This is a genomic window from Reyranella sp. GW821-FHT12G01 (assembly GCF_058806575.1).
Genome location: NZ_JBXAPV010000002.1, coordinates 415,606 through 436,462, shown reverse-complemented (window position 1 = coordinate 436,462; position 20,857 = coordinate 415,606). Strand labels below are relative to the sequence as shown.

Here is a 20,857-nt window from a genome sequence, read left to right as displayed (position 1 = left end):
TGATTGGAAACGAACGGCGAGGCACCAGTAGAGGATCGCTGGAGTCCCGATGTCCGATTTTTATTCGCTCTATTCCCATGAGTTCGTGCGCGTGGCGTGCTGCGTGCCGCGCACCCGCGTGGCCGACGCCGCCTACAATCTGGCCGAGACGCTGAAACTGGCCAGCCAGGGCGACAAGGCGCGGGCCGCCGTCATGGTCTTCCCCGAACTCGGCCTGTCTTCCTACGCCATCGAGGACCTGCTGCTGCAGGACGCGCTGCTCGACGAGGTCGAGCGGTCGGTCGCCAAGGTCGTCGAGGCTTCGCGCAAGCTCTTCCCGGTGCTGATCGTTGGCGCGCCGCTTCGGATTTCGAACCGCCTCTACAACACGGCCGTGGTCATCCATCGCGGCAAGGTGCTGGGCGTCGTCCCCAAGACTTATCTGCCGAACTATCGCGAGTTCTACGAGAAGCGTCATTTCATCTCGGGCGCCAACGTCATCCGCAGCGAGATCGAGCTGGTGGGACAGACCGTGCCGTTCGGCACCGACATCCTGTTCAAGGCGACCGGCATCGATCTCACCTTCCATGTCGAGATCTGCGAGGACGTCTGGGTGCCGATCCCGCCGTCGAGCCACGCCGCGCTCGCCGGAGCGGAGCTGCTGGTGAACCTGTCGGCCAGCAACATCACGATCGGCAAGGCCGAGGCGCGGCGGCTGCTGTGCGGCAGCCAGTCGATGCGCGCGGTCGCGGCCTACGCCTATTCGGCGTCGGGGCCGGGCGAGTCGACCACCGACCTTGCCTGGGACGGCCATGCCGCGATCTATGAGCTGGGCGACCAGCTCGTCGAATCGTCGCGCTTCGAGAAGGACTCGACGATGATCCAGGCCGACATCGACGTCGGCCGCATCCGTCAAGAACGCCTGCGCTACAACGGCTTCGCTGATTGCGCGCTGCAGGAGAAGGAGCGGGTCGAGCGCTTCCGGACCTTGCCGTTCGCCTTCGATCCGCCGAAGAACCGCGTCGCGCTGGACCGCGCCATCGAGCGCTTCCCCTACGTGCCGTCCGATCCGGCCAAGCTGCGCGACAATTGCTACGAGGCCTACAACATCCAGGTCCAGGGCCTGGCGCAGCGCCTGCATTCGAGCCGCGTGGAGAATGCCGTCATCGGCGTCTCGGGCGGCCTCGATTCGACGCATGCGCTGATCGTCATCTGCCGGGCGATGGACCAGCTCGGCCTCAGCCGAAAGAACATCTTCGCCTACACGATGCCGGGCTTCGGCACCTCGGACAAAACCCACACCAACGCATGGCGGCTGATGAAGGCGCTGGGGGTCACGGCGGCCGAGATCGACATCAAGCCGGCGGCGACGCAGATGCTGGCCGACATCGGTCACCCCTTCGCCCAGGGCAAGAAGGTCTACGACGTCACCTTCGAGAACGTGCAGGCGGGCCTGCGCACCGACTATCTGTTCCGGCTGGCCAACCAGCAGCGCGGCCTGGTGGTCGGCACCGGCGATCTCTCCGAGCTGGGACTCGGCTGGTGCACCTACGGCGTGGGCGATCACATGTCCCACTACAATCCCAACGGCTCGGTCTCCAAGACGCTGATCCAGCACCTGATCCGCTTCGTCGCCGCTTCGGGCGACGTCAGCGAGAGCACGGCGGAGATCCTGCACGACATTCTGAATACCGAGATCTCGCCTGAACTCATCCCGGCTGGCGAGAAGGGCGTGGTGCAGGCGACCGAAAGCTTCGTCGGTCCCTATGCGCTGCAGGACTTCAATCTCTTCTACCTGACGCGCCTCGGCTATCGCCCGTCGAAGATCGCCTTCATGGCTTGGAACGCCTGGCACGACATCGAGAAGGGCGCCTGGCCCGCCAACATGGACGAGGGCACGCGGCGCGCCTACACGCTGGAGGAGATCCGCGGCTGGCTGGCGCTGTTCCTGCGCCGCTTCTTCACCAACCAGTTCAAGCGCTCGGCGCTGCCCAACGGACCGAAGATCTCGTCCGGCGGTTCGCTGTCGCCGCGCGGCGACTGGCGGGCGCCGTCGGACGGCAGTCCCGACATCTGGCTCGAGGAAATGAAGGCGATTCCCCAGGGCAAGAAGAAATAGACGTCGCGATTTCACGCGGCGGGTTCGCATCGTTTGCGCACTTCGGCCAAAATGGTACTGACGCTCGAAGGAAGCGCGTAGGGAGGGTTTCATGCCGCTCGAGATCAAGAAGACGGTCCAGCAGATGGTCGACGAGGCCAACAGCCAGATCGAGACGTTGCCGCTCGCCGAGGCGATGAAGATCCACGGCCAGCCGGGTGTCACCTTCATCGACATCCGCGACATCCGCGAACTGTGGCGCGACGGCACGATTCCCGGCGCCATCAACGTGACGCGCGGCATGCTGGAAATGTGGATCGATCCGAAGAGCCCCTACGCCAAGGATTACTTCCAGACCGGCAACAAGTTCGTGTTCTTCTGCGCCGGCGCCTGGCGCTCGGCGCTGTCGACCAAGACGGCGCAGGACATGGGCCTGACGCCGGTCGCGCATTTCGAGGGCGGCTTCGGCGCCTGGAAGAAGGCCGGCGGCCCGGTGGAGACGGTCGAGCCCAAGAAGTAGGGCGCGGCCGATGAGCCGGCCCATCAGCGCCGAACAAGCTCCCGCTCAGCCGATCGTGCCGCAGCCGGCGATCGACGACATTCCGGATTTCACGTCGATCCCGGCCTACATCGCGCGGCATGCGGCGACGCATCCCGACAAGCCGGCGGTGAAATGCGACGGCGCCGTGCGGAGCTGGCGGGACTTCGACGCTCGCATCAACAGGATCGCCCGTCGTCTGTCGGAGATGGGGCTGGGCCGCGGCGACAAGATCGCGATCCTCGCGTCCAATTCGATCGAATATCTCGAAACCTTCATGGGCGGGCTGCGCGCCGGCGTCTGCGTCGTGCCGCTCTCGACTATGGCGGCGGCGGATGCGCTCGAGAAGATGCTCGACGATTGCGACGCCAAGGTGCTGTTCCTGTCGGACCAGTATCGCGCGCTGGTCGAGCCTTACGAGGGGCGCCTAGCCAAGCTCGTGGCCGGTGGCCGCATCGCTTACGATTTTACCCGGCCGGGCTGGCAGGATTTCGAGGCCTGGCTGGCGTCGGCGAGCGACGCGCCGTTCGAGACGGCGATCGAGGCGCTGGACGACTTCAACATCATCTACAGTTCCGGCACGACCGGCCTGCCCAAGGGCATCCTCCACTCGCACGCGCTGCGCAGCCAGCTTCCCGTCCGGTTCCCGGTGTTCGACTACGGTCCGGACACGGTCTCGATGGTCTCGACGCCGCTCTATTCCAACACGACGCTGGTCGCGCTGCTCGCGACCGTCGGCGTGGGCGGTACGTCGGTCCTGATGCGCAAGTCCGACGTCGTGAAGTTCCTCGAGCTGGCGCAGGCCGAGCGGGCGACGCATGCCATGCTGGTGCCGGTGCAATATCAGCGCATCCTGGCCCATCCCGATTTCGACAAGTACGACCTCGGCTCCTTCAAGGCCAAGCTCTCGACCAGCGCGCCGTTGCGCGCCCAGGTGAAGGCCGATTGCCTGGCGCGCTGGCCGGGTCGCCTGATCGAGATCTACGGACTGACCGAGGGCGGTGGGAGCTGCATGCTCGAAGCCAACCTGCATCCCGACAAGCTCCACACGGTCGGCAAGGCGGGCTTCGGTGTCGAACTCAGGATCCTCGACGAGCAGGGCAGGGAACTGCCGCAGGGCGAGGTCGGCGAGATCGCCGGTCGCGCCGAGATGATGATGAAGGGCTACTACAAACAGGACGACAAGACGCGCGAGCTGTTCTGGCACGATGCCGACGGCCGGTTGTTCTTCAAGTCCGGCGACATGGGTAAGCTCGACGAGGACGGGTTCCTGATCCTGCTCGATCGCAAGAAGGACATGATCATTTCCGGCGGCTTCAACGTCTATGCTGCCGACATCGAGGTCCTTCTGCTAAAGCATCCCGATGTGATCGACGCCGCGGTGATCGGCGTGCCGAGCGAGCAGTGGGGCGAATCGCCGATGGCGCTCTGCGTGCGTCGCGACGGCGCGGTGACGAGTGAGGAGGCGGTGCGCGAATGGGCGAACGGCCAGCTCAGCAAGACGCAGCGTCTGGTCGCGGTCGAGTTCCGCGACTCGCTTCCGCGCAGCACCATCGGCAAAATCATGAAACGCGAGCTTCGGGCTCCCTATTGGGAAGGCCGGACGGCCAAGATTTGAGGACCACATGACCGGACCCACCCTGCGTTCAGCTCATCTCTTCACCCTGACCCTGCAGGTCGATCCGAATTTCACCGATGTCGGCGAGACGCCCTATGGCCGCCGCCGCATCGCCACGGTGACGGGCGGCACCTTCGAGGGCGACGAACTGCGCGGCACCGTGCTGCCGACGCCGGCCGGAGACTGGCTGCTGCAGCGCCGCGACGGCATCCTGATGCTTGACGTCCGCCTCACGCTCAAGACCGACGACGGCCATCTCGTCTACATGAGCTATCGCGGCATGCGGCACGGCCCGGCCTGGGTGATGGAACAGCTCAACAAGGGCGAGAAGGTCGATCCCAGCCAGTATTACTTCCGCGCCACGCCTTACTTCGAGACCGCATCGGAGAAGTACCGCTTCCTCAACCGCATCGTCTGCGTTTCGACTGGCCGGCGCGAGGCCGCCGGGCCGGTCTACGAGGTCTTCCAGATCCTCTGATGATCGACCTCGCCACCCTCGCGCTGTTCGCCACCGCGAGCCTCGCGCTCACGATGACGCCTGGCCCCGACATGCTGCTGATCGCGTCGCGCAGCGCGAGCCAGGGCAAGGGGGCGGGTTTTGCGACGCTGGCCGGTATCCAGGTCGGCACCTACTGCCACGCTCTGGCGGCGGCCTTCGGCCTGTCGCAGCTCTTCCTGATCGTGCCCGTCGCTTACGATGCCGTGCGTTACGCGGGCGCTGCCTATCTGCTCTATCTCGCCTGGAAGACCGTGCGCTCCGGCGCCGCGACGCTCACGCCGGAAGCCGGCGCGACCCGCCACGCCGTCGGCACGATGTTCCGTCAGGGGCTGCTCACCAATCTTCTCAATCCGAAGATGGCGCTGTTCGTCCTGGCGCTGTTCCCGCAGTTCGTGCAGCCGGAAGCCGGCTCCGTCGCGCTGCAGATCATGGTGCTGGCGACGGTGCTCAATGCCATCGGCCTAGTCGTGAACGGCGCGGTCATCCTGGGCGCAAGCCGTCTCGGCCGCGTCTTCTCCAGCGGAGGCCGCTTTCGCCGCCTGTCGCAGTATTTCCTCGGCGCCGTCTTCGCCGGCCTCGCGGTGAGGCTAGCGGTCGACAGCAGGTCCTAGAGCCCCCTTGTCATCCTGAGCGAAGCGAAGGATCTGGCGCGAGCCACGCAGTGCGCTGGCCGCTATGTGAGGTCCTTCGCTGCGCTCAGGACGACTGAGAGGCCGTGATCTTCTCCAAAACCGGCAGGATGTATTCGCGGAACCTGGCCGGGTTCTCGCTCATCGGGAAGTGGCCCAGCTCTTTCATGACCTGCACCTCGACGCCCGGGATCTGCGCGGCGGTGCGCAGCGTGTCCTCGGCGGTGCAGGAGAAGTCGTACTCGCCAGTCAGCAGGTAGAGCGGGCAGACCTTCGTGTCGATCGTCTTCACCTTCTCGCGCAGGTCGCCGTCGACCCTGTAGAAATAGAGATCGCCTTTGAAGATGCCTGGTCCGCCCTGCATGTACATCCACAGCGTCTCATGGCGGCTCACGGGCGGGCTCTGCGGCGCGATCAGGCCGGAGATCAGCGCGGCGCAGACTTCGCCGCCATGGACGTCGGGACGGTGCAGCCACGCGGTGTCGTACCAGGGCTGCTGGAAGTCGGCGGCCTCGAGCGCCACCAGCGCGCGGAACTCGGTGGCATGCGCGATCGCGAGATTGAGCACGATGCGCCCGCCGATCGAGCAACCCATCACCACCGGCCGGTCCAGTTCGAGTGCCTGGCAGAAGGCGCGGATGGCGGCGGTGTAGGAGGCGGTCGTCAGCCGATACTCGGTCCTCTCCCAGCCGTCGGGCGGCGTCGACTTGCCGTGCCAGGGCATGTCGAAGGCCAGCACGCGGTAGCGCTTCGTGATCTCCGGATCGGCGAGGAGGTGACGGAACTGGCGATTGTCGGCGCCAGCCGTGTGCAGGCAGACGAGAGGGATGCCTTGTCCTGCCTCCTCGAAATAAATGCGGTGCGGCGTGCCGTCGATGTCGAGCCGCACATAGCGGCCGACCATGGGATCGAGAACGGGCGCCATGTCAGTGTGCCTCCGGCAGGCGGCGGGGCAGGGCCAGCAGGTCTTTGAAATACTGCAGGTTCTGCAGCAGCGGCCGCAGGTCGCCTTCGAACGAGGCGGCGCCGCGCTTGGTGAGCGCGAACAGATCGTGCCAGCCCGGCTCCGGCATCTTCCGCCAATGATGCCGCCAGGCCTCCTCGCTGCCGCGAACGGTGAACACGGTGGAGCGCATCAGCCGCGGGCCGCGATCGAGCGCGGCGAGGGCGCCGTCCTTCAGCGTCAGGTGAAAGGGTTCAGTGCCGATGTCGACCCGGCATTCGACGCTGAGCCAGCGTCCGCGTCGCAGCAGGTCGGTATCGTCGGCGAGGAGAGACGGCAGCTTCGCGAAACAATCTGCAGGGATCATTCCTGCAGTATGTACTCGATCGTCGATCCGTCGGAAGCCTTGAAAGTGGCCTTCACCCAGCGGCCCTTGTCGTCGAACCACTGATCCATGACGACGTCGCCCGTGTAGCTGTAATGCTCAGCCTGAAGCGTGCCGTTGGCCGTCTTGATGGTCTCGCGGCCCTTGGGCGTGATCTGGATCTTGGCCAGGTTGCCGTTCTGGCTGTTGAGCATCGACGCCTGCTTGACCTGGTTGAAGTTCCAGTGCGTCGAGGGAAGGGTGTTTGCCGGGAGAGTCTCCTGCCTGGCGCTGCCCTGCTGGAAACCGACATCGCTCGCCGTCAGCTTCGGGGCGCTGCCGCCCTCCCGGACCACCGCGACACCGCCAGCCTCATGCTTGGCTTTCAGCGCGTACTTGGTGCCATTGTCGTCGGTCTGGGTGGAGATCGATTCGAACGTGTTGCCGTTCCAGACCTCCTGGCCGCGATGCATGTAGCGATACATGGTCAGGCCGAGCGCCTTCACCGAAAAGTCGATCGAGGTCGTGACGATGCGTTTGTCGCCGTTCTGCTGGAAGGTGAGGGTATGCGTCCCGATCCGCTCGCCGTTCCGGAATGCGGCGAAAACATGGGTCGGTCCGTACGGCAGCTCGCCGCCAGCAGCCAGGGCCGCGGCCGAGCCGCAGCCCAATAGTGCCAGCGCAAGGATCAGACGACGCATCATCAATGGCTCCCGATCCTCCTTATACGTGGTGGGAAGCCGCTGGATCCCCGTTAGACGACCCGGTCGGCCTTCAACTTCGCGATAACGGCGGGTTCGTAGCCGAGTTCCTGCAAGATCTGTTCCGTGTGCTCGCCCAGGGTCGGGGCGCGGCGGCGGATCGTGAGGGGCGTGCGGGAGAGCTTCACCGGCTCCTGCAGCACCGGCACGCCCATCTTGGCGCCGGGATATTCCATCGAATGGAAGAAGCCGGCTTCCTGCACGTGCTTGTCATCGAGCGTCTGCTGCGGCGTGTAGACCGGGCCGGCCGGAATGCGGTTGGCTTCGAGGGCGGCCAGCGCCTCCGCGACGGTGCGGGTATCGCACCACTTCTGCATGATCGCCGACAGCGCCTCGCCATTGTCGCCGCGGGCGAGATCGTCCTTGAAGCGCTCGTCGGCGGCCAGCTTCTCGTCGCCCATCAGCTTGCACCAGCGCACGAACAGCGGCTGGCCGATCGTCATGGCGTAGATCCAGCCGTCCTTGCACTTGAAGGTGTCGGACGGGCCGGCCGTGAAGCCGCGGTTCAGCGTGGCGATGCGGTTGAGGTTGAGCATCGCCTGCTCGATCAGATGACCGTTGGTGATGTTCATGGCCGTCCGCAGCAGGGCGGTCTCGACCTTCTGGCCCTTGCCGCTCTTGGCGCGGTCCATGAGGGCCGCCAGCACGCCCACGGTGTTGAGCAATGCCGTGCCGAAATCGACGAACGGCGCATTCATGCGGGTCGGCGTCTCGCCGTCACCCGAGAGATGCATGGCGCCCGACATCGCCTGGCCGATCGTGTCGAAGCCGACACGCGTCTTGTAAGGGCCTTCCGAGCCGAAGGTCGAGGTGGTGGCGAGGATGATGCGGGGATTGATGGCGGAGAGGGCCTCGTAGTCGATGCCCATCTTCTGCAGGTCTTCGTAGGGCAGGTTGGCGATCACCACGTCGGATGTCGCCACCAGCTTCTTCACGATCTCCCGGCCCTCGGGCTTCATCGGGTTCAAGGTGAGGCCGAGCTTGTTGCGGCCCATCTGGAGGAACATGGCGCCTTCGCCGCCGTCGACAACCGGGGTCACCCAGCGATCCTCGCTGCCCTCCAGCTTCTCGACGCGGATCACCTCGGCGCCGAGATCGGCCAGCATCGTGCCGCAGAACGGACCGGCGATGTAGCGGCCGAAATCGAGTACGCGGATGCCTTCGAGAACGCCTGACATGTGACCCTGCCTCCCTCGCGCCGGGCCTCGGATGGGCCGGCTGCGTCGGAGCATTAGCAGAGGTCGGCGGGCGGTTCTATTCGAAGACCACGTCCATTCCGGCCCGCGTAAGGGCCGCCGCGCGGGCCTTCAGCCAGCCGTCGGCGAAGGCCTTGTCGTCCGCCGGCGCGCCGGCCGTGTAGGCCTTCCAGGCGTCGATCAGGACCTGCTGGCGCTTCACGAGCGCGTCGTTGTGGGACTGTGCGGCATCGGTCCAGACGCCCCGTTCCTTGAACGCGCGGATCGTGCCCTCGTGATAGGGGACGACCCACGTCAGGTTCTGCCGGGCCAGCGCCATGCCCTCGGCTTCGGGCGCGCTGTCTTTGTATTTGTCGTAGGTGTCGATCATCGTCCGCGTGACGGCATAGATCGTGTCATCGGGCCGGTCGGCGTAAGTCATGAAGATCGGATAGGCGTAATCCGCCATGTCGACGGGCGCGGTGGGCGACAGTCCGCCGGCGCCGCAGGTCGCCTGCTGCGACTTGAAGTAGGGTGCGATCTTGAGGACGCGCGCCCATCCCGCCTTGTCGCCCGGCGGCAGCGGCGGCCACATGATGCCGCGCGGGGAATTGGCGGCTTCGCGCGTGCGGCTGGCCACCGTCGAGGCGAGGAGGGCGTCCGTCTCGTTGTTGATCAGGCCTTTCCACATCGCGTTGGTCGACGAGAACTGGACCAGGGTCACGTCCTGCTCGGTGAGATTGCCGAAGGCGATCAGCGCAATTGCCCCGCGCGTCACCGCGGGCGAGCCGACGACGACGCCGATCCGCTTGCCCTTGAGATCCTTGATCTCCTTGGCGCCGAGATCCTTGGCCACCACGAGGCTGATGCCGTTGCAGGCGTCAGCCGACATGATCAGGCGCGTTGCTTGCGGTCCCCAGTTGCGCGCCCCGAACTCGAAGACGCCTTCCTGCGCAAAATAGGTGCCGATACCCATCTGCGAGATCAGGGCCCGCTGGTTCCTGAGCGGCATGAGGCGGCCGGTGTCGTTGCCCGCGGGCAGCACGCGCACGTCGGAGTCGACGGCGGGCTTGAACTGCTGGGCGATGGCCACGGCAGTGGTGAAGCCCGAGGAACCCGTGTCGTAGGCCGTCCAGGACATTTCCCGCGGCACGCTCTGCGCCGCCGCTGCTCCGCTGAGGAGGAGGACCAGTGCGGCGCCTGTGACGGCGAAGCGTCGGTTCATCGAAACATCCATGGCACACATTTCCGGCGCTGACGCCGGAACATGGTGCCAAGTCGTCGTCGGACCTTCAATCGAAGAAGGTGTTGGGCTTCAGGAACACTGCAAGCATGAGGCAGCCTTCGTCGGTCCATGCATCATGCCGGCTGCCGGCCCGTCGCCACACGTAATTCCCGGCGCTGCAGGTGCCGGCGTGATCGGAGAACGAGCCTTCGATCACGTAAGTTTGTTCGATCGCAACATGCTCGTGCTTGGGCAGGCGCGCGCCCGGCGCCCAGCGCATTAGCACGGTCGAGAGGCCGGTCTCCTTCTGCTCCATCAGGATCTTCCAATCGATCCCGGGGAAGCGCGTCGGCTGCCACGGCACGTCCTTGACGTCCACGTAGGTAGAATCCGGCACCATGCCGGCGAGCGTCTGGACGTTCATGCCGCCACCTTGCGGCGCGCCGCCTTCAAGGTGCCGCCGCGCATCACGTGGCCGGGCAGGGGACGGCCGACGATCTCCTCGGCGAGCTTGGCGACGTCGATCAACCGGTCGATATCGAGGCCGGTCTCCACGCCCATTTCCTCGCACATGAAGGCGAAGTCCTCGGTGCAGATGTTGCCCGCCGCGCCATCGGTCGCCGCGAAGGGGCAGCCGCCCAGGCCCGCGACCGAGGCGTCGAACTTGGTGACGCCCATGCGCAGGCCGGCATAGGCAGCCGCCGCACCGGTGCCGCGCGTGTCGTGGAGATGCAGCGCGATCTCGAGGTCGGGCCACTTCGAGCGCACGGCGCCGATCAGCCGCTCGACGGAGGCGGGCGTGGCCCAGCCCATCGCGTCGGTGAGCTTGATGCCCTTGAGCTTGAAGCCGGCCAGCTCGGCCTCGTCGAGCGCCAGCTGGACGCGCTCGAGGATCAGCCCGGTCGACAGCTCGCCTTCGTAGTTGCAGCCGAAGGCGCCCAGGATGACGCCCCATTCGACCGGCATGCCGCGGTCCTTGAAGGTCTTGAGCGACATGCGCTGCTCGACCATGGCGTCGGGGACCGACTTGCCGATGTTCTTGCGGGAGAAGGTGTCGGAGGCGGTGACGCGAACGCCGCCGTCGACATGCAGAGGGCCCCGAAGCGCGCGCTCGAGGCCCTGCTGGTTCAGCCACAGCGCGCTGTACTGCACGCCGGGCTTGAGATCGATCCTGGAGGCGACTTCCTCGGCGTCGGCCATGGTCGGCACGCGCTTGGGATTGACGTAGGAAACGCAGGCGATGCGCTTCAACCCGGTGTCCGCAAGCGCCTCGATGAGGCGGACCTTGTCGGCCACCGGGATCATCTTCTTCTCCGACTGGAAGCCCTCCCGAGGACCCTCCTCGTCGATGGTCACGCGCTTGGGCAGGTCGGACATTTCCATCCTCCGGATTTTTGGAGGAGGGCGTCAGCCCTCCTCTTCCACGAATGCTTCCTTGCGCGCCTTTTTGAAGCTGGGCAAGGCCATCAGGATCAGCAGCAGCGCCGTCGTGATGAGCAGACCCAGGCTGATCGGCCGCTGCAGGAAGACCATCGGGTCGCCACGCGAAAGCAGCATGGCGCGCCGGAAGTATTCCTCCATCTGCGGGCCCAGCACCAGACCCAGGAGGAACGGTGCACCTTCACAGCCGAGGCGAACGAAGATGTAGCCGAGCACGCCGAACACGGCGACCTGCATCACATGGAATGTACTGTTCTGCAGGCTGTAAGCGCCGATGCAGCAGAACAGCAGGATGGCCGGTGCCAGAAAGCGGTACGGCACCGTCAGGAGCTTCACCCAGATGCCGATCATCGGCAGGTTGATGATGACCAGCATGGCGTTGCCGATCCACATCGAGGCGATCATGCCCCAGAACAGGTCCGGCTTCTTGGTCATGACCTCGGGGCCGGGCTGGATGCCCTGGATGATCATCGCGCCGACCATCAGCGCCATGACGGCGTTGGACGGGATGCCGAGCGTGAGCATCGGGATGAACGAGGTCTGGGCGGCGGCATTGTTCGCCGCCTCCGGGGCCGCGACGCCCGCGACCGCTCCCTTGCCGAAGTCCTGCGGACGACGCGAGATCTTCTTCTCCAGCGTATAGGCCGAGAAGGCGCCGAGGGTCGGGCCGCCGCCGGGCAGCACGCCGAGTGCTGCGCCGAGGAAGGTGCCGCGCAGGGCAGCCGGAACCGCCTGACGCACCTCGTCCATGGTCGGCCACAAGCTGGTGACCTTGATGGTTCCGCCGGTGCGCGTCATGTGTCGTTCGAGGTTGACCACGATCTCGGCGATACCGAACAGGCCCATGGCGATCGGCGCGAAGTCGATGCCGTCGCTGAGTTCCGGTACGTCGAAGGTGAAGCGCTGGGCGCCGGTGTTCACGTCGGTGCCGACCAGGCCGAACAGCAGGCCGAGGAAGATCATCGCGATCGCCTTCGTCACCGAGCCGCTGGCCAGGATGACGGCGGCCACGAGACCGAGGGCCATCAGCGAGCAGTAGTCGGCAGGACCGAACTTCTGCGCCATGCGAGTCAGCGGCTCTGCAAAGAGCACGATGATCGCAGTGCCGACGGTGCCGGCGAAGAACGAGCCGACGGCCGAGATGGATAGCGCGGCACCCGCGCGTCCTTTCCGCGCCATCTGGTAGCCGTCGAGACAGGTCACGACCGAAGCCGCTTCGCCCGGCAGGTTGACCAGGATCGACGTCGTCGAACCGCCATAGGCCGCGCCGTAGTAAATGCCCGCGAGCATGATCAGCGACGCGGTCGGCGGCAGGTGGAAGGTGATGGGCAGCAGCATGGCGATGGTCGCCACGGGGCCGATGCCGGGAAGAACGCCGATCAGCGTGCCGAGCAGACAGCCCAGCAGCGCGTAGGTCAGGTTCTGGAACGAGAAGGCGACGCTGAAGCCCAGCGCGAGATTGTCGAGAAGCTCCATCTCACCAGACTCCGCGCAGGATGTAGATATTCATGCCCAGCCCGACCTTGAAGACGAGCGTGCAGAGGACGGAGAGGACGACGATGTTGCCGATCACCTCCGTGAGCTTGAATTCCTCACCGGCCAGCGAGGCGATCATGATCAGCACGACCAGGGCGGGGATCAGGCCGGCGCGCTCGAACAGCAACGCGAAGCAGACGATGCCGATGGTCACCAAGGTGATCGGCTTCCACTTCGGCCGTTCGACCGGCTCACTGCCGCTCACCAGGGCCACGATGCAGACCAGTACGCCCAGCGCCAGCAGAGTGAGTGAAAGCATCCGCGGCACGTAGCCCGGTCCCATGCGAACCGGCGTGCCCAGTGCGAGTTTCTGCCCAAAATACAGTGCGAGTAATCCAAAGCCGATGAACATCAGCCCGGACAAGAAGTCCTTGCTTAGGAATCGATTCAACGATGCCTCCCCAGAAACGCGTCGTCTTCAGTGTGCTATTGGGTCCGAACCCCCGGACCGCCAACAGCTAAACACAATTCGGCCGCTTTGCCCAAGCTCCAAGTGCATTACAAGTGCTAAGTGCACTATCTGAGAAGCAGACGGACTGCGATTACGCCGAGGCAGAGTGCAAACAAGCGCCGCAGCAGGGACACGGGCGCGTTTGCGGACCATCGCGCTGCTATTGGCGCGACAAAGAGCGCGGGCAACGACAGGGTCGCAACGCAAAACAGGGCAACGTCGCCCACGGCATCGCCTGGCCGGCCCGGTGCGCCGCCATCCATTGCCAGGAAGACGAGGGTCGCGGGGACGGCGATCACCAGATTGAACAGCGCGCCCGCGCCGATCGCGCGCTTCAGAGGGAATGAAAACAGCGTCAGGACCGGCGTGCTCAAGGTGCCGCCGCCCACGCCGACGGCGGCGGCCAGACCGCCGACGATCGCCGGCGGCAGATACGAGAGCAGCCCTTGAGGTTGTTGCTGCCCAATAATGAGGCGGTCGCCAACCGCCATCTTGAGGGCAAGTCCGGCGGCAATCACGGCGAAGAGGGTCGTGAGCACCCATGATGGCGTGAACGGTCCCACCGCGAGGCCGACCACGGCGCCGAGCATCAGGGCCGGCAGCCATGACCGGACCAGGTCGCGGTCAATCGTGCCGGCACGCCAGTGGGCGGCGGCTGCCGTGGTCGAGGCGATGAGGATGCTGGCCTGCGCCGTCCCGACCGCGAGCGAGACCGCCAGCGGCTGGCCGATCCCGATGAATTCGAAGATTTCCAGCAGGACCGGGACGGCCACGATGCCGCCGCCCACTCCCAGCAATCCGGCGAGCAGGCCGATCAGCACACCTGTCGCCAGGAGTGCGGCCCAGGCGGTCGGCGGATAGGCCGAAAGCAGCGCTTCCACGCGTTCTTGTCCCCCGTTGGTCGATATTGCGTGCGCCCCACCGGGCGAGCAAACTCCTGACCATATGAACGCTCGTTCAGGAGGCTTCTCGGGTGGCAAGGCGGGGTGAGGACTTTAGCGGCACGATGCCGGTGCAGGAAAAGCACCGGTTCGACGAGCGGTCGCTGGCTGAATTCATGTCCGCCAATGTTGAGGGCTTCACGCCGCCTTTGCAGGTCGAACAGTTCAAGGGCGGCCAGTCCAACCCGACCTATCGGCTGATCGACGGCGGTGGCCGGCGCTACGTGCTGCGCCGCAAGCCGCCCGGCAAGCTGCTGCCGTCCGCCCACGCGGTCGACCGCGAATTCCGTGTGATCTCGGCCCTCAACCGCACCGACGTGCCGACGCCGAAGGCCTATGCGCTGAGCGACGACGAGAGCGTCGTGGGCACTCCGTTCTATATAATGGAATATTGCGACGGCCGGGTGCTGTGGGATCCGACCCTGCCGGACGTGCCGAAAGAGGGACGGCGTGACATCTATCGCGCCAAGTTCGAGGCGCTCGCCCGGCTCCATAACGTGGACTACGTCGCGCTCGGCCTTTCCGACTTCGGCCGCCCGGGCAGCTACGTCGCCCGCCAGATCTCGCGCTGGGGAAAACAGTACAAGGCCTCGGAGACCGAGAAGATCGAATCGATGGACCGGCTGTTCGACTGGCTGCCGGCGAACCTGCCGACCAACGACGAGACCGTGCTGGTCCACGGCGACTTCCGCCTCGACAACATGATCTTCCACAGCCGCGAGCCGCGCGTGCTGGGCATCATCGACTGGGAAATCTCGACTCTCGGCGATCCATTGGCCGAGCTTGCCTATCTCTGCATGCTCTGGCGCACGCCCAAGGACTGGAACGGCCTTTTAGGTCACGACCTCGCCGAACTCGGTCTGCCGACGGAAGCCGAGATGGTGAGTTACTACAGCGGCCTCACAAAACGCGCCGTGCCAGAGTCCGCGCTCTGGGAATTCTACATGGCCTACAATCTCTTCCGTGTGTCGTGCATCCGCCAGGGCGTCTATGCCCGCTCGCTCGACGGCACCGCCTCGAACGTGCGGGCGGCCGAGTCGGGCAAGCTGGTGAAGCCTGCGGCCGATCTCGCCTGGGCGATCGTCGACAAGATGTCTGGAGCCTCGCGATGAGCAAGCGCAAGACCCTGAGCGCCGTCGAGGAGCCGCCAGCAGTTGCCGAGCGCGAGGCGCGGCCGCCGGTCGAGGCGATCCGCGCCGCGGCCTTCGCCCAGTTCGCCGAGCGCGGCTATCCGGTGGTTACGGTGCGCGACATCATGAAGGCCTGCGGTCTCACGCAGGGCGCGCTCTACAATCACTTCAAGTCGAAGGACGAGCTGCTGCACGACATCATCGCCTCGACGCAAGGCGAGCTGGAGCGTCTGTGCCAGCAGGCCGTCGCGGGAGCGGGAAGCGATCCGCGCGCCGAGCTCGCGGCGTTCGTGCGTGTCTATGTCATGCGCCACTGCCGGCTGCGCGTCGAAGCGCTGGTCGCCAACCGGGAGATCGGCTGGCTCGACACCGCGCGCGTCGCCGACATCCGCCGCAGCCGCCGCGCCATTCGTGACATCGTCGTGACCATCCTCTCGCACGGAATCGAAAAGGGCGTGTTCGATCCGCCGCGCATCGACGGAAAGCACGATCTCAAGGCAATCGCCATGTCGCTGCTCGACCAATGCACCCACGTCTCGATGTGGTACGGTCCCGGTGGAGATCTCACCGAAGAGCAGATGGCGAAGCTCTACACCGACATGGCATTGCGCGTCGTCGGAGCCACGCCGCAGGCTTGAGTCATCATCAGGAGCTGCAAGGCATGTTGGTTCGCGTCGTTTCCCTGGTCGCGTTGCTGGCGACGCTCATCGCCTGCACCCCGGATTCCGACGCGGCACCACCGGCCACTCGTACCCCCGTGACGGGCGCCGTGCCCAGCGACGTGCCGGCGGCGCGCTGGCATGCCGTGCTGATCGCCGGGGACAACAACAGCCCGTCCTTCGACAACGGCATCGATGCGCTGCGCGACAAGCTCGCGGCGCGCGGCGTGCTGGACATCCGCCTGCTCACGTCCGATCCGAAGCGCAATCCGTGGGCGCTGGTCGCCAATGCGGCGAACGTTTCGAACGCGTTGCGCAATGCCAATGGCGGCGGGGCGTGCCTCGCTTTCATCACCAGCCACGGCAACGAAACCGGCGTCGTGCTGCGCCAGGCCAACGGTGTCATTCGGCCGGGCACTCTCGACAACGCACTGGATGCGGGATGCGGCACCCTGCCGACGGTGGTCATCGTCTCGGCCTGCCACAGCGGTGTCTTCCTGACGCCTGAAATGCGCCAGCCCAACCGCGTGATACTGACGGCGGCAGCGGCCGATCGCTCGAGCTTCGGCTGCGGCACCGGCAGCACCTTTGCCTATTACGACCAGTGCCTGCTGCAGCAGTTCGACGCCGCCACGACCTGGAGCCAGCTTGCCGAGACCACCCGCACCTGCGTGCAGAACCTCGAGAAGAGCCTGGGGATCCCGACGCCGTCGCTGCCGCAGATCTTCGTGGGATCCGCGGTCGCCAATCTCAAGTTGCCTGGCCGGTAGTCGTAGCCGTCAGCCGCCGATCACGGCGGTGAAGTCGCACGTCACCTGGTGCGGGCTGTCGCCCGAGAGCTGAAGCGTGTGGCGGGCGGGGCGCGACGCCTCGTCGGGAAACATCTTTACCCATTCGTCGTTCAGCGCCGCGCGACCAGTTGACGGTGTCTTCATCCAGAAATTGATCTTGATGATGTCGTCGGGCGTGCCGCCGGCTGCTTCGACGCAGAGCTTGATGTGCTTGAAGATGTTGGCGACCTGGCCGGCGAGATCGGGTGGGACGGTGCGTGTGCCGGGCTCGGTGCCGTTCATGATGCTCGACATCAGGATGTTGCCGATGCGGCTGGCATTGGGGATCGGGTTCTGGTGGCTGTAGCCCGGGTAGTTGATGCTCTTGCGCTTGGCCATTCGTTTCTCTCCCTCTGAAGAGCGGAGCATTGCATTTCCTTCCGCCGGGGCAAATGCTCGCTGCAGGAGGAACGATGACCCAAAGCCAGACTGGTACGCTCGTCGAGTACGAGCGCGACGGCGAGATCGTCACCCTGACGCTCAATCGCCCCGACAAGCTGAATGCCTTCAATGACGAACTGGTCGGCGCGCTGTCCGATGCGCTGCACCGCTTCGACATGGAGGACGAGGCGCAGATCGCGATCATCACGGGTCGCGGGCGCGCCTTTTCGAGCGGCGCCGACGTGAAGCAGCGCCAGCTTCGCAGCCGCGAGGAGTTCCTGCGGCTCGGCGGTCCGCAGGGACGGGGCACCCATTCGGCCGACCTGCTGACCAAGTCGGTGAACTGGAAGCCGGTCATCGCCGCACCACATGGCTATGTGCTCGGCCTTTCGGTCGGCGTCGTGCTGGAATGCGACCTGATCGTCGCGGAAGAGGGCACGCGCTTCCAGATCACCGAGACCTCGCGTGGCCTCGGCGCAGGGCGGTACTGGGGCATCATGCAGTTCCGTGGCGGCGGCGCCTTCGCGATGGAAGCGGCGCTGGCTGGCCGCTACTTCACGGCGGAGGAAGCGTTCAAGGCGAACCTGATCAATCGCGTGGCGCCCAAGGGCAAGTATCTCGACATGGCGCGGGATCTCGCGCGCGACGTGGTGAAGAACCCGCCGCTCAGCGTGCGCTCCACCGTGCGGACGCGGCGCTGGTACATGGACCGCATGACGCGCGAGATCATGCACCAGACCGCGCCCGAGCGACTCTATCTCTCCGAGGATTTCCAGGAAGCGGCGCGCGCCTTCACCGAAAAGCGCAAGCCGGCGAAGTTCAAGGGTCGCTGACCAAAAGCCCGTCGTCTCGACCGGAGCGCGCAGCGCGGAGCGGAGAGACCTTCGCGCCACCAAAAGCCGGCTAATCGTCGAGAGAAGGTCTCTCCACTACGCCTCGCTTCGCGAGGCTCCGGTCGAGACGACGGTTTTTATTGGGAAGTGCTTCAAAGCCGCTCCAGCGCCATGTCGCGAAGCTTGGCGCGCTGGATCTTGAAGCCGTTGGGTGAGGGCGTCTTCGGGAAGTCGTCGATGGCGAAGACCCTCATCGGGACCTTGTAGTTGGCGAGGCCGTGCCTGCAGTGGGCGATGGCGCCGGCTTCGTCGAGCGACGTGCCGGGCGCCAGGATGACGAAGGCGACGACCTTCACGCCGTCCGGTCGCGGCACCGCGATGGCCTGGCAGCCGGCGATGCCCGGCAGCTTCTGCAGGTGGGTCTCGATCTCCAGCGGGTTCACGAGGAAGCCGGAGAGGCGCAGCACGTCGCCCATGCGACTGAGGAACGTGAAGCCGCCATGGCCGTCGAGTTCTGCAAGATCGCCGGTGCGGACGTAGCCGTCGGCGGTCACGGTCTCGGCGGTGGCCTTGTCATTGCCGTAGTAGCCCACCATCAGCGAGGGCCCCGCGCATTCGAGCGCACCGGCCTGGCCGACGCCCAGCAATTCGCCGGTCTCGGGATCGCGGACGCGGACATGGCCGAGCGGCGAGACGGGGACGCCGCCGCCCTTCTTGCGGCGCGCCACCTCGGCGTCGATCGGCTGCATCGAATAGAGCGCCTGGACTTCGCTCATGCCGTAGAGACCGCAGAGGCGCAGGCCGCGCTTCTCGGCCGTCTCGGCGATGTCGTCGAGCGAGGCGTTGAAGGCGGCATAGCCGGCCCACTTCACCGACGGGAAGGGCATGTCGCCGGGCACCGCGTCGAGCAGGCGGGCATACATGTCGTCGCTGCCGAACAGCGTCGTCGGCCGGTGATGGGCGATCAGCCGCGCGATCTCGTCGATCTCGTAGGACTCGACCAGCACGCAAGGCCTGCCGGCCGCCAGCGTGGCCATCGTCTGGTCGAAACCGTAGACGCCGCACATCGGCAGGATCGACAGCGACAGCGTGTCGGGCGCGGTGAGGCCGAAGGCACGGGCCACCTGCTGGACGTGACCGGCGATCGCGCCCTGGCGATGCAGCACGAACTTGGGCGCACTCGTTGTCCCTGAGGTCGTGAAGATGTTGCAGGGTGCGCTGGCTTTCGCGTTGTTCAGGCCGAGGCGCGGCCGCGATAGCAGCCGCTCGTAAGGCACGCGCCGCAGGCTCTCGATGGCGGACGGGACCGAAGCCGGCTCGTCGCCGACCGTGACGATGGCCGCGAGCCTTTCGAGCGCCTTGGGTTCGATGTCGGCCAGGATCGACAGGAAGTCGATGCGGCGGAAGCCCGGTGCGCAGGCCAGCACCTTGGCGCCGGAACGGCCGACGATGTCGGCGACCTCGACGCCGCGATAGCGCGTGTTCACGGCAACGGCGATGGCGCCCAGCCGCACGCAGGCGAGATATAGGATCGGATATGCCGGCACATTGGGCAGCCACAGCGCCACCCTATCGCCTGGGCCGACGCCGAGGTCGGCCAGACCCTGCGCCGCGCGGCGCGCGCTCTCGGTCAGCTCCAGGAAGGAGATCGTCCGGTCGCCGTGAAAGAACGCGGGCGTATCGGGCGTCTGTTCGGCGATGTCGGCGACCAGGGTCCAGACATCAGCGGCGGGTTGGGCGAGAGGCATGCGCGCGGAGACTACCCGAAGACTGTTTCATCTCAAGCGTGGTGGGTTGACCCGGCACGAGCCTTGCCTGACGCTCGGCATTGGGGATTGGGGGTCGTGATGTTTCGTCGAAGCCTGCTTGCTGCTCCGTTCGTCCTTGCCGCAACGTCGGCGCGCGCCCAGCAATGGGTGCCAAAGCAACCGATCAAGATTCTGGTGGGCTATGCGCCCGGCGGAACCGCGGACATCGCCGCCCGCATTGCGGCAGAAACCATCCAGCGCCAGCACGGCTACACCGTCGTGGTCGACAACAAGACCGGCGCCGGCGGCTTCATTGCCCTGAAGGCGGTCGCGCAGGCGCCGGCCGATGGCTACACGGTGGGCATCGGCATCATGGGCCAGCTTGCGGTCGGCCCGGTGGTGCCGGGCTCGCAGATCCCGCTCGATCTCGACAAGGAGCTGACGCCGATCTGCAATCTGGTCGGCGTGCCGATGGCACTGATCGTGCGCATGGATGCGCCGTTCACGACCATCCCCGAGTTCGTTGCCTATGCAAAGGCCAATCCCGGCAAGGTGAGCTACGCCTCGACCGGCCTCGGCTCGACCAACCAGCTCGGCGCGGAGTTCCTGGCGGCCGAGGCGGGTGGCCTTAAACTGATCCATGTGCCCTATCGCGGCGGCGCACCGGCCATCGCCGACGTGGCGGCGGGCAACGTCGACGTATTCTTTGGCAATGTGTCCGAACTGATCGGGCAGGCGAGGGGCGGCAAGGTGCGCGTGCTGGCACTTGCGTCGACCAAGCCGTCGGCGCTGGCGCCCGAGCTGCCGCTGCTCACCAAGGACATTCCCGCGCTCGACATCAACAACTGGTTCGGCCTGATGGGACCGGCCGGATTGCCGGCCGACATCAAGGGGGCGCTGGCCAAGCTCTTCATGGAAGCGATCGCCGACCCCAAGAATGCCGAAACGCTGGCCAAGCAGGGGCTTGAGCCGATCGATCAGGGGCCCGATGCTTTCGCCGCCTACATCGTCAAGGACCGCGAGCGCTGGGCGAGGGTCGCCAAGCAGGGCAATGTGAAGGCCGAATAGCAAAGGACGTG

The 20,857-nt window shown here is 65.8% G+C and carries 22 protein-coding genes; 10 read left to right on the top strand and 12 right to left on the bottom strand.

All coding sequences use genetic code 11. The annotated features are described in order from the left end of the window. Positions 1 to 49: 49 nt before the first annotated feature. From AC1RP5_RS21530 to AC1RP5_RS21510, 5 genes are all read left to right on the top strand, one after another. Positions 50 to 2,098 (top strand): NAD(+) synthase, encoded by a 2,049-nt coding sequence (locus tag AC1RP5_RS21530; protein ID WP_493114101.1) that lies wholly within the window; start codon positions 50 to 52, stop codon positions 2,096 to 2,098. Positions 2,099 to 2,189: 91 nt separating this feature from the next. Beyond that, positions 2,190 to 2,597, top strand: coding sequence for a rhodanese-like domain-containing protein (locus tag AC1RP5_RS21525; RefSeq protein WP_493114099.1), 408 nt, complete (start codon positions 2,190 to 2,192; stop codon positions 2,595 to 2,597). A 10-nt stretch (positions 2,598 to 2,607) separates the two neighbouring features. Then, positions 2,608 to 4,233 (top strand): class I adenylate-forming enzyme family protein, encoded by a 1,626-nt coding sequence (locus AC1RP5_RS21520; RefSeq protein ID WP_493114097.1) that lies wholly within the window; start codon positions 2,608 to 2,610, stop codon positions 4,231 to 4,233. A gap of 7 nt (positions 4,234 to 4,240) precedes the next feature. Further along, positions 4,241 to 4,711, top strand: a complete 471-nt coding sequence (locus tag AC1RP5_RS21515) for a DUF3237 domain-containing protein (protein ID WP_493114096.1) — start codon at positions 4,241 to 4,243, stop codon at positions 4,709 to 4,711. Continuing rightward, positions 4,711 to 5,343 (top strand): LysE family translocator, encoded by a 633-nt coding sequence (locus AC1RP5_RS21510; protein WP_493114094.1) that lies wholly within the window; start codon positions 4,711 to 4,713, stop codon positions 5,341 to 5,343. Before AC1RP5_RS21515 ends, AC1RP5_RS21510 begins: the two co-directional genes overlap by 1 nt. 85 nt (positions 5,344 to 5,428) lie before the next feature. Here AC1RP5_RS21510 and AC1RP5_RS21505 read toward each other — a convergent pair whose 3' ends face one another. The 10 genes from AC1RP5_RS21505 to AC1RP5_RS21460 all read right to left on the bottom strand — a co-directional run bounded on the left by AC1RP5_RS21505 (position 5,429) and on the right by AC1RP5_RS21460 (position 14,137). Continuing rightward, on the bottom strand, positions 5,429 to 6,286 hold the full coding sequence (locus tag AC1RP5_RS21505; protein WP_493114092.1) for an alpha/beta fold hydrolase: 858 nt from the start codon (positions 6,284 to 6,286) through the stop codon (positions 5,429 to 5,431). 1 nt (position 6,287) lies between these two features. Then, the gene (locus AC1RP5_RS21500) at positions 6,288 to 6,671 is read right to left on the bottom strand and encodes a hypothetical protein (RefSeq protein ID WP_493114091.1); all 384 of its coding nucleotides are present in this window, start codon (positions 6,669 to 6,671) and stop codon (positions 6,288 to 6,290) included. Continuing rightward, positions 6,668 to 7,372 (bottom strand): DUF6134 family protein, encoded by a 705-nt coding sequence (locus AC1RP5_RS21495; RefSeq protein ID WP_493114089.1) that lies wholly within the window; start codon positions 7,370 to 7,372, stop codon positions 6,668 to 6,670. Before AC1RP5_RS21495 ends, AC1RP5_RS21500 begins: the two co-directional genes overlap by 4 nt. Before the next feature lie 50 nt (positions 7,373 to 7,422). Next, the gene (locus tag AC1RP5_RS21490; RefSeq protein WP_493114087.1) at positions 7,423 to 8,607 is read right to left on the bottom strand and encodes a CaiB/BaiF CoA transferase family protein; all 1,185 of its coding nucleotides are present in this window, start codon (positions 8,605 to 8,607) and stop codon (positions 7,423 to 7,425) included. Positions 8,608 to 8,683: 76 nt separating this feature from the next. Then, on the bottom strand, positions 8,684 to 9,829 hold the full coding sequence (locus AC1RP5_RS21485) for a TAXI family TRAP transporter solute-binding subunit (protein WP_493114086.1): 1,146 nt from the start codon (positions 9,827 to 9,829) through the stop codon (positions 8,684 to 8,686). A gap of 67 nt (positions 9,830 to 9,896) precedes the next feature. Further along, positions 9,897 to 10,253, bottom strand: coding sequence for a cupin domain-containing protein (locus AC1RP5_RS21480; RefSeq protein WP_493114084.1), 357 nt, complete (start codon positions 10,251 to 10,253; stop codon positions 9,897 to 9,899). Beyond that, entirely contained in the window at positions 10,250 to 11,206 is a 957-nt protein-coding gene (locus AC1RP5_RS21475) for a hydroxymethylglutaryl-CoA lyase (protein ID WP_493114082.1), read from the bottom strand. Before AC1RP5_RS21475 ends, AC1RP5_RS21480 begins: the two co-directional genes overlap by 4 nt. Positions 11,207 to 11,236: 30 nt before the next feature. Beyond that, positions 11,237 to 12,745: a tripartite tricarboxylate transporter permease gene (locus AC1RP5_RS21470; protein ID WP_493114080.1), complete on the bottom strand. Its 1,509-nt coding sequence runs from the start codon at positions 12,743 to 12,745 to the stop codon at positions 11,237 to 11,239. Position 12,746: 1 nt separating this feature from the next. Then, a complete protein-coding gene (locus AC1RP5_RS21465; RefSeq protein WP_493115241.1) occupies positions 12,747 to 13,157 on the bottom strand; it encodes a tripartite tricarboxylate transporter TctB family protein in 411 nt (136 codons plus the stop codon). A gap of 164 nt (positions 13,158 to 13,321) precedes the next feature. Further along, entirely contained in the window at positions 13,322 to 14,137 is an 816-nt protein-coding gene (locus AC1RP5_RS21460; protein ID WP_493114078.1) for a sulfite exporter TauE/SafE family protein, read from the bottom strand. A 125-nt stretch (positions 14,138 to 14,262) separates the two neighbouring features. On the opposite strand from AC1RP5_RS21460, the gene AC1RP5_RS21455 reads away from it, so the two are divergent. The 3 genes from AC1RP5_RS21455 to AC1RP5_RS21445 are packed head-to-tail and all read left to right on the top strand — an operon-like array spanning position 14,263 to position 16,756. After that, the gene (locus AC1RP5_RS21455) at positions 14,263 to 15,309 is read left to right on the top strand and encodes a phosphotransferase (RefSeq protein ID WP_493115239.1); all 1,047 of its coding nucleotides are present in this window, start codon (positions 14,263 to 14,265) and stop codon (positions 15,307 to 15,309) included. Continuing rightward, a complete protein-coding gene (locus AC1RP5_RS21450) occupies positions 15,306 to 15,965 on the top strand; it encodes a TetR/AcrR family transcriptional regulator (protein ID WP_493114077.1) in 660 nt (219 codons plus the stop codon). Before AC1RP5_RS21455 ends, AC1RP5_RS21450 begins: the two co-directional genes overlap by 4 nt. Positions 15,966 to 15,988: 23 nt before the next feature. Further along, a complete protein-coding gene (locus AC1RP5_RS21445; protein WP_493114075.1) occupies positions 15,989 to 16,756 on the top strand; it encodes a C13 family peptidase in 768 nt (255 codons plus the stop codon). Between the two features lie 9 nt (positions 16,757 to 16,765). On the opposite strand, the gene AC1RP5_RS21440 is transcribed toward AC1RP5_RS21445, so the two are convergent. Continuing rightward, entirely contained in the window at positions 16,766 to 17,155 is a 390-nt protein-coding gene (locus AC1RP5_RS21440) for a RidA family protein (protein ID WP_493114073.1), read from the bottom strand. A gap of 74 nt (positions 17,156 to 17,229) precedes the next feature. On the opposite strand from AC1RP5_RS21440, the gene AC1RP5_RS21435 reads away from it, so the two are divergent. Then, positions 17,230 to 18,030 carry an enoyl-CoA hydratase/isomerase family protein gene (locus AC1RP5_RS21435; protein ID WP_493114071.1) on the top strand — a complete coding sequence of 267 codons (801 nt, stop codon included), beginning with the start codon at positions 17,230 to 17,232 and terminating at the stop codon, positions 18,028 to 18,030. Positions 18,031 to 18,182: 152 nt separating this feature from the next. Here AC1RP5_RS21435 and AC1RP5_RS21430 read toward each other — a convergent pair whose 3' ends face one another. After that, positions 18,183 to 19,778: an AMP-binding protein gene (locus tag AC1RP5_RS21430; RefSeq protein WP_493114070.1), complete on the bottom strand. Its 1,596-nt coding sequence runs from the start codon at positions 19,776 to 19,778 to the stop codon at positions 18,183 to 18,185. Between the two features lie 99 nt (positions 19,779 to 19,877). Here AC1RP5_RS21430 and AC1RP5_RS21425 point away from each other — a divergent pair, with 99 nt between their 5' ends. Continuing rightward, entirely contained in the window at positions 19,878 to 20,846 is a 969-nt protein-coding gene (locus tag AC1RP5_RS21425; protein ID WP_493114068.1) for a Bug family tripartite tricarboxylate transporter substrate binding protein, read from the top strand. The last annotated feature ends 11 nt before the right edge of the window (positions 20,847 to 20,857 follow it).